Origin of the sequence: Pseudomonas edaphica (assembly GCF_005863185.1) — a bacterium.
GTDB classification, from domain to species: Bacteria; Pseudomonadota; Gammaproteobacteria; order Pseudomonadales; family Pseudomonadaceae; genus Aquipseudomonas; species Aquipseudomonas edaphica.
On sequence record NZ_VBVZ01000317.1, the window covers coordinates 1 to 7,120 of the forward strand.

Genomic DNA, 7,120 nt, shown 5'->3' on the forward strand with positions numbered 1-7,120 from the left:
ATGCGCACGGTGGGAAGGCGGTTTATTGCCTCCAGAAACGCTTTGTTATCAGCGAGTGCGCCAAGGTGTGCAGCCACGTGCATGATCACCAAGATGAGCGCAACGAGCGCATGTAAAACCCAGAATTCGATCGACGGATCCACACGGACGTAAAGGGCGAAGGCATAAACGACAGCTGCCGACGAGATGAGCGCGGCGGTGCAATATAGAAATTTCTTGTTCACGCGGGGGCCTCAAAAGAAAAGCGGTGATGCTACAGTGCCATCATTGTTTTGGCTTCTCCATTTCATCCATTTTTTGTGTTATTACCCCCAACTCCCTTCCTCCAAGGATCACCCAGCCCATGTCCACTATTGCCGGCGTATTTACCCGTCAGTTCTTCCACGGCACCCGGGCTGACCTGGAGCCAGGCGACACCATCCGCGTCGGCTACCCCTCCAACTTCACGACGGGCAAGCCACTGTCCTGGGTGTATTTCGCGGGCACGTTGGACGCTGCGATTTGGGGCGCCGAGCTGGCGTTGGGTGACGGTCCAGAACGGATTTACGTGGTAGAGGCCACCGGGCCAATCTTGGATGACCCCAACGTGACGGATAAGAAATTTGCCGGTAACCCGACGCTGTCCTATCGCTCGTTGGAGCCGCTACGGGTGGTGGCTGAGGTGACGAAGTGGCAGGGGCATGCGCCTGAGCGGTTGCAGCAGATGAAGGACAACCTTGCCCGTTTGAAGGCGGAAGGTCGCGATGTGATTATCGACTGATTGAGCTGCGAGCTAAGCCTATTCAGGCGGCGTGGTAAGTCAGTTAGAGTGAGATGGGGGCTGCTTCGCAGCCCAACGCAGGGCAAGCCTGCTCGCCACAGTTACGGTGTTCGCCTTAAATTGATGGGTGATGGTCATAAAACGTGCAGCATTTGGGCTGTGGTTTACACTTTTTTGTCAGGTTTTTTGCGCGAGCGCCACAGCCGCGGTAATGGCTGCCCGTGCCTGGGGGCTGTTTTTCCAGCAGGTCGACCCGACTGCTGCCGATGCTTGCGCGAGAATGTCGCTCACGTTCGACTTTCCAAGCACTTCCAATGAGTCAATGCCCAACTGCTCCAGCCGTGTAATCACGGTGGGGCCTACGCCCTTGAGAGCGAGCAAGGCGGTTCTTTCTTCCAATGAAAACGGCATGTATAAATTCCTTTTTTTTATTACTCGCTAGGCCTCAGCGCGGACAATACGCTGTGCCTTCACCTCTTCGGCGTACACGCCAAGCTTTGCTTGTTGCGCAGCCAGCAATGCGCACATTTTCATCAGGGCCACTGCTTCTTCGGGTGTTCTACCGTTCGCGGCCATCGCCGTCAGCTCCACCACCGACCAGCCGATAACTGCGCGTGCATCGTCAAGGTCGTAAAACAGTTCTTGTTGTGCGGTTCTGGGCCCGTCGAGCCCCTCTATCAGTTCGGCCATTTAGCGCTGCGCCTGCTGTTTCAATTGAAGTCCCATGACGACCATCCCGATGTCGGCAAGGTCCGTGCTGAAGGGGATTTCGCCCATGCGCCGAAACCCGAATGCCTCATAAAAGCCCTGTGCACTGACGTTGGTTTTGAGCACGTCCAGCCACAGTAAATGCTCACCACGTTGCGCCACTTCATCGCGAACACACTGCAACAGTTGTTTGCCGTAACCCCTGCCGGCGGCGGATTTGAGCAGGTAGATTTTCTGCAGCTCCGCGCCCACTTCACCGGTTAACGGTGCAGGCACTGCCCCGTTCACTTTGGCAAACCCGACGGCTTTGCCTTGTTCATCACAAGCAATAAACCACGCATGCCTGCCTGGCAACTCGAGTGACTGGCGCAGCGCACTGGGCGAAAAGTCCTGCTCAAGAAAACCGTGCATGCCGGCAGGCGACCATAACGTCGAAAAATGCTCGCGATAGGTCTGGCAACCGACCTCGCGCAGCGTATCGATATCGGCGGTTGTCGCTTTACGAATAGAGATCATGTTCTTCCTTGGTTTATGCGCGTAGAACCCTCTACAGCGTCCAGCCTAACCCAAGCGCCTTGTGCAACGACGCAAAATCCTTCAGCAGTTCAGCATCCCCGGAAATCCGGCTCTCTTGCGCCTGGTAGCGCGTGCGCTCGGCATCCAGCCAATCCAGGGTGCTGGCCGTGCCCGCGCGATAACGCTGGCGGGTCAGGTCGGCGGCGCGTACTGCCGAAGATTCCACATTGCGCAGCAGCACCACATTCTGACGCTGATGCCCATAGCGTGCCAAGGCCACATCCGCGTCGCGCAATGCACTCAACACCACGCTCTTGTACTGCGCCAGCGCTTCATCGCGCCCGGCTTCGGCGCCTTTGACGCTGGCGGCGACGCGGCCGAAGTCGAGGGCGTTCCAGGTGATGCGCGGCAGGATCAGCCAGGTGCCGCTGTCTTTGCGTGCAAGGTGGCCGGGGTCGCTGGCCGAGAAGGAGAGGTCGCCGGTGAGGCTGAGTTTGGGGAACCAGTCGGCGGTTTTTTCGCCGATCTGTGCGTTGCTCGACGCCAGCTTACGCTCGGCCATGCGGATATCCGGGCGCGCCTTCAGCACCGCTGCCGGGTCTGCCAGCGGCACGGCGCTGGGCAGCGCGGGCAGGGCGCGGGCGGTGGCGAGTTGGCTATCCAGTTCGCCGGGCTCCAGGCCGCAAAGCAGGCCGAGTTGGTCGAGGGATTCGACGATGGCGGCTTGCAGAGGCAGGCGCTGGGCCTGGGTGTTTTCGGCTTGGGTGATGACTTGTTCAAGTTGCAGTTGCGAGGCCACGCCGCGCTCGCGGCGTTGCTGGGTGAGGTTTAGGGCCTGGTTTTCGATGTCGACGCTGGAGTCCACCAGTGCCAGGCGTGTTTGCTGGTCGCGCAGGTCGGTGTAGGCCTGGACGATTTCGGCGGCCAGTTGCACCTGGGCATCGGCCAGTTGCGCCTGGGACGCGTCGGCTTCGGCCTGCGCAGCCTCGACGGCGCGACGGGTGCCGCCGAACAGGTCGGCTTCCCAACTGGCATCGAAGCCGGCGAGGTAGAGGTTCAGCGGGCCGCGGCCGCCGCCACTGTTGCCACCCAGCGCGGAGGTGTCGGGCGAGCGCAGTTTGAGCATCGCAGCATCACCGCTGACCTTGGGCATCGCGTTGGCCTGTGCGCCGCTAAGGCTGGCGCGCGATTGCTTCAACCGGGCCTGGGCGGTGGCGATGTCCGGGCTGTTGCGCAGGGCTTTGTCCACCAGTTCGTTGAGCTGCGCGTCGCCCAGCGTGCGCCACCACTGCGCGACAGCGGGTGCGCCAGCGGAGGTGTTATCGGCATGCGGCAAGCGCCCGGCTGCCAGGGTTTTGGGCGCGACGTTGGGTGCGCCCTGGTAGTCGGGGCCGACCGTGCAGGCGGACAGCAGCGCAACGCTGAGCAGAAGAGGAAGCTTGCGAGGGATCATCGGGTTACCGTGCGCTTTTTCAGAATAAAGATCAGGGGCAGGCACGCCAGCATCGCCAGTCCCAGTAGATAAAACGAGTCGTTGTAGGCCATGACCGAGGCTTGCCGCGCGATGTCATTGGCCAGTTGCGCGAAGGCTTGCAGCTGTGAGGTGGAGGCATCACCGGTTTGTGCCAGGTAGCTGGCGGTGCTGCTGGCCATATGGTCCTGGGCCAGTTGGCTGTTGGCCTGGATGCCTTCGCGCAACATGTCGTCGTGAAAGTGGCTGCGCCGGTCCATCAACACGCCGAGCAGGGCCAGGCCGATGGTGCCGCCCAGGTTGCGCGACATGTTGTACAGCCCGGCGGCGTCCCCGGCTTCGTGGGTTTGCACCGAGCGCATGGATAATTGGCTTAGAGGCATCATCACCAGGATCTGCCCGAACCCGCGCAGCAGTTGCGACCAGATAAAGTCATGGCCAACGCTGTCAGTGGTGAGCGTAGTGTCGACGTAGCAACTGGCCCAGTACAGCAACAGCCCGGCGCCGACCATCCAGCGCAGGTCGTAGCGGCCCAGCATTCTCGGCAGAATCGGCATCAACACAAACGCCGGAATCCCCGATAACAGCATGATCGCGCCCGACTGCTGCGCGTTGTAGCCCGACAAAATGCCCAGGAATTGCGGCACCAGGTACGCCGTGCCATAGATGCCGGCGCCGACCGCTGTGCCGATCAACAGCACGCTGCCAAAGCTTTTGTTGAGCACCAGTTGCAGGCGCAGGATCGGGGTTGTTGAGCGCAGTTGCCCCAGGGCAATCAGGAAGAACCCGGTGACGGTGGCGATGCTCAGCCAGATGATCAGCAGCGAATCAAACCAGTGTTCGCGCTGGCCTTCTTCGAGCACCACGGTCAGCGAACTCAAACCCATGGCCAGGCCGAGGATGCCCAACCAGTCAGCGCTGATAAAGCGTTGCAGGTTCATGCGCTCGGTCGGCAGGCCGGTGATCAGCAAGGTGATCAGCGCAATGCTGATGGGCAGGTTGAGAAAGAAACACCAGCGCCAGTTGATGTTTTCCGTGAGCCAGCCGCCGATCACCGGGCCCAGCAACGGGCCGAGAATCACGGTCATGCCGAACATGGTGGTGCCGATCGCCAGTTGGTGCGGGGGCAGGCGCGTGCGCACGATGGTCTGCGCGGTGGGGATCATGGCGCCGCCGGCAAAGCCCTGGCCGATGCGCCCGGCGATCATCGCACCGAGGCTGGAGGACAAGCCGCAGAACATCGAAAACGCGGTGAACATCAGCGCGGTGCCGATCAGAAAACGGCGCAGGCCGAATACCCGCGTCAGCCATGCGGCGAGCGGGATCATGACGATCTCCGACATCAGGTAGCCGGTGGCGATCCACGTACCTTCGGTGCCGGTCGCGCCGATCTGGCCCTGGATCTGCGGCAGCGCCGAGTTGGTGATCGACACGTCCAGCGTCGCCAGCAAGGCGCCCAATGCCCCGGCAGCCACGGCGATCCAGTCGGTCAACGAGGCGTTGCGCGGTTTTTCGGCGACGGCCTCGGCCATCAGCGCCTCAGCCATGGTTGGCATCCGCCGCGTGGCTACGCGTGTCGACTTCGACGGTGGCCGACAGGCCGGGCATCAACGACGCGCGAATATCATCGGGTACATCAAGGGCAATCCTCACCGGCACACGCTGCACGATTTTGGTGAAGTTGCCGGTGGCATTCGAGGGCGGCAGCAAGGCGAACTGCGCGCCAGTACCGGGCGACAGGCTGTCGATATGGCCCTGCAGGTTGCGGCCGGGCAGTGCATCCACGTGTACCGTCACAGCCTGGCCGGGGCGCATGGCGCCGATCTGGGTTTCCTTGTAGTTGGCGGTCAGGTAAATCGCGCTGATCGGCACCACCGTCAGTAAACGCGTGCCGGGCTGCACATACTGGCCGACGCGCACGCCACGGTCGGCGACCCGACCATCGAGCGGGCTGCGGATCACCGCATCATCCACATCCAGCTGGCTCTGCGCTTCGCTGGCCTTGGCCACGCCGAGTTGCGCCTGGGCCTGCTTGAGTTGGGCTTGCAGGGTGCCGTAGCGGGTTTCGCTGGAGCGCAGTGCAGCCTGTTTGGCCGCCACGGTGCTGCGTGCCTGCGCCAGTTGGTTGTTGAGTTGCGCCAGGCGTTCTTCTGGCTCGGCGCCGGAGCGGGCCAGCGGTGCATAACGGGCCACTTCGGTTTGTGCGTGTTGTGCGTCGGCCTGGGCGCCTTGCAATTGGGCGCGGGCTTCGGCAATGGTGGAATCTTGCTGTACCAGGTCGGCCTGGGCTTTGGCGTAGTCGGCATTGCGCGCAGCTATCGTCGCCGAGGCTTCGTCGCTCACCGCCTGGTATTTGCGCGCATCCAGGCGCACCAGCACGTCGCCACGCTTGACGTTCTGGTTGTCGCTGACCAGCACCTCGGCCACATAGCCGTTGATCTTGGGCGCTACGCTGATGCTGTCGGCCTGCAGGTAGGCATCGTCGGTGGTTTCGACAAAGCGCCCGTTCAGCCACCACCACCCGGCCCAGCCAAGGCCGCCCAGCAGCGCGAGGGTGGCGATGCTCAGGAGAATGCGGCGCGCTTTGCTGCGCTGGCCATTAACGGTGTCTTCAGGAATGACCTGAGGGGAGGGTGTTGCAGCGGACATCGAGTCATTCCTGTTTGTGAGAGCCGGTTTTATATCGGATGGAATAAATTCTATTTTTCGCGAATTTTTGTCAACTGGTATATTTTGGTCCGGTATTCGAGAGGAGCTGCACATGGCACGACATAAACCTGCTGCCGAAGGTGGTTACCAGCGCGGTGAAGAAACCCGCGCACGTATCGTCGAAGCGGCGGTCGAGGTGTTTGGCGAACGCGGCTATGACCGCGCGTCCACCCGTGACATCGCCACGGCTGCCGGGGTTAATGCGCCCGCGATCCAGTACTACTTCGATGGCAAGGAAGGCGTGTACCTGGAGTGTGTCGAGCATTTGATCACGCTGCTGTGGCGCAAGATGTCGCCGTGCGTGGAAGCGGCCGAGGCCGCGTTGGCGGATGCCAAGGCGAGCGATAAAACCTTGATCGACGTCTCGCTGGGCATTCTGGGTACGGTGGTCTCCACCATCCAGGACAGCCCCCAGACCACGATCTGGCGCGCATTTATGGATCGTCATCAGGCCGGCCTGTGCCCGCAAAGCGCAACCACCGCCTTTGAAGACCGCTTCAAGGCACGCATTGGTCGGGTCATACGCCAACTGATCGCGCGCCTTTCCGGCTTTGCCGTGGAAGACGAGCGCACGGTGATTCACTCCATGGCGCTGTTCACCCAGGGCTTGGCGTTTCGGGTGCAGAAGCCCAAGTTGCTGGAAGCGCTGAAGTGGACCGAGGTGAATCAGAAGGAGATGGAGGCGGTGCGCGATGTGGTGCTGATGCAGGCACGGTTTACGCTGGAAGGGTTGGCCAGGCAGCGGGATGTGCGCCCGGCTTGATGATTTTTTCGAATTGCTTGTATGTGGGAGCTGGCTTGCCTGCGATGGCCCTAGGTACCTACACAACTTTTCAAGGCAGCCAGTTTCTCCTGTGGCGAGCAGGCTTGTCGAATCGTCGCACCGCCTGCGTTGGGCTGCGAAGCAGCGCCAAACCCAGTCGCTGAGTTCTTTCAGGAACATTGCAGTGCCTTTA

9 protein-coding genes are annotated in these 7,120 nt (G+C 61.5%); 2 read left to right on the forward strand and 7 right to left on the reverse strand.

Annotation, left to right across the window (positions count from 1 at the left end):
* The coding region (locus FEM54_RS19870; RefSeq protein WP_138452605.1) for a hypothetical protein at positions 1-224 on the reverse strand (224 nt) is incomplete at its 3' end.
* Positions 225-343: 119 nt separating this feature from the next.
* On the opposite strand from FEM54_RS19870, the gene arr reads away from it, so the two are divergent.
* On the forward strand, positions 344-760 hold the full coding sequence (gene arr / locus FEM54_RS19875) for an NAD(+)--rifampin ADP-ribosyltransferase (RefSeq protein WP_138452607.1): 417 nt from the start codon (positions 344-346) through the stop codon (positions 758-760).
* A gap of 177 nt (positions 761-937) precedes the next feature.
* Here the strand turns inward: arr and FEM54_RS19880 are convergent, their stop codons facing one another.
* The 6 genes from FEM54_RS19880 to FEM54_RS19905 are packed head-to-tail and all read right to left on the reverse strand — an operon-like array spanning position 938 to position 6,104.
* Positions 938-1,171, reverse strand: coding sequence for a helix-hairpin-helix domain-containing protein (locus tag FEM54_RS19880; RefSeq protein ID WP_138452609.1), 234 nt, complete (start codon positions 1,169-1,171; stop codon positions 938-940).
* A gap of 27 nt (positions 1,172-1,198) precedes the next feature.
* Positions 1,199-1,450 (reverse strand): hypothetical protein, encoded by a 252-nt coding sequence (locus FEM54_RS19885; RefSeq protein WP_138452611.1) that lies wholly within the window; start codon positions 1,448-1,450, stop codon positions 1,199-1,201.
* On the reverse strand, positions 1,451-1,984 hold the full coding sequence (locus FEM54_RS19890; RefSeq protein ID WP_138452612.1) for a GNAT family N-acetyltransferase: 534 nt from the start codon (positions 1,982-1,984) through the stop codon (positions 1,451-1,453).
* A gap of 31 nt (positions 1,985-2,015) precedes the next feature.
* A complete protein-coding gene (locus FEM54_RS19895) occupies positions 2,016-3,437 on the reverse strand; it encodes an efflux transporter outer membrane subunit (RefSeq protein ID WP_138452614.1) in 1,422 nt (473 codons plus the stop codon).
* Positions 3,434-5,002 carry a DHA2 family efflux MFS transporter permease subunit gene (locus FEM54_RS19900; protein ID WP_138452615.1) on the reverse strand — a complete coding sequence of 523 codons (1,569 nt, stop codon included), beginning with the start codon at positions 5,000-5,002 and terminating at the stop codon, positions 3,434-3,436. Before FEM54_RS19900 ends, FEM54_RS19895 begins: the two co-directional genes overlap by 4 nt.
* A complete protein-coding gene (locus tag FEM54_RS19905; RefSeq protein WP_099549689.1) occupies positions 4,995-6,104 on the reverse strand; it encodes an HlyD family secretion protein in 1,110 nt (369 codons plus the stop codon). The genes FEM54_RS19900 and FEM54_RS19905 overlap by 8 nt, the downstream gene beginning before the upstream one ends.
* 112 nt (positions 6,105-6,216) lie before the next feature.
* Here FEM54_RS19905 and FEM54_RS19910 point away from each other — a divergent pair, with 112 nt between their 5' ends.
* Positions 6,217-6,927, forward strand: coding sequence for a CerR family C-terminal domain-containing protein (locus tag FEM54_RS19910; protein ID WP_138452617.1), 711 nt, complete (start codon positions 6,217-6,219; stop codon positions 6,925-6,927).
* Positions 6,928-7,120: the final 193 nt, after the last annotated feature.

Coding starts and splice junctions, on each gene's coding strand:
- arr (WP_138452607.1), top strand. CDS start 344: ATGTCCACTATTGCCGGCGTATTTACCCGTCAGTTCTTCCACGGCACC.
- FEM54_RS19880 (WP_138452609.1), bottom strand. CDS start 1,171: ATGCCGTTTTCATTGGAAGAAAGAACCGCCTTGCTCGCTCTCAAGGGC.
- FEM54_RS19885 (WP_138452611.1), bottom strand. CDS start 1,450: ATGGCCGAACTGATAGAGGGGCTCGACGGGCCCAGAACCGCACAACAA.
- FEM54_RS19890 (WP_138452612.1), bottom strand. CDS start 1,984: ATGATCTCTATTCGTAAAGCGACAACCGCCGATATCGATACGCTGCGC.
- FEM54_RS19895 (WP_138452614.1), bottom strand. CDS start 3,437: ATGATCCCTCGCAAGCTTCCTCTTCTGCTCAGCGTTGCGCTGCTGTCC.
- FEM54_RS19900 (WP_138452615.1), bottom strand. CDS start 5,002: ATGGCTGAGGCGCTGATGGCCGAGGCCGTCGCCGAAAAACCGCGCAAC.
- FEM54_RS19905 (WP_099549689.1), bottom strand. CDS start 6,104: ATGTCCGCTGCAACACCCTCCCCTCAGGTCATTCCTGAAGACACCGTT.
- FEM54_RS19910 (WP_138452617.1), top strand. CDS start 6,217: ATGGCACGACATAAACCTGCTGCCGAAGGTGGTTACCAGCGCGGTGAA.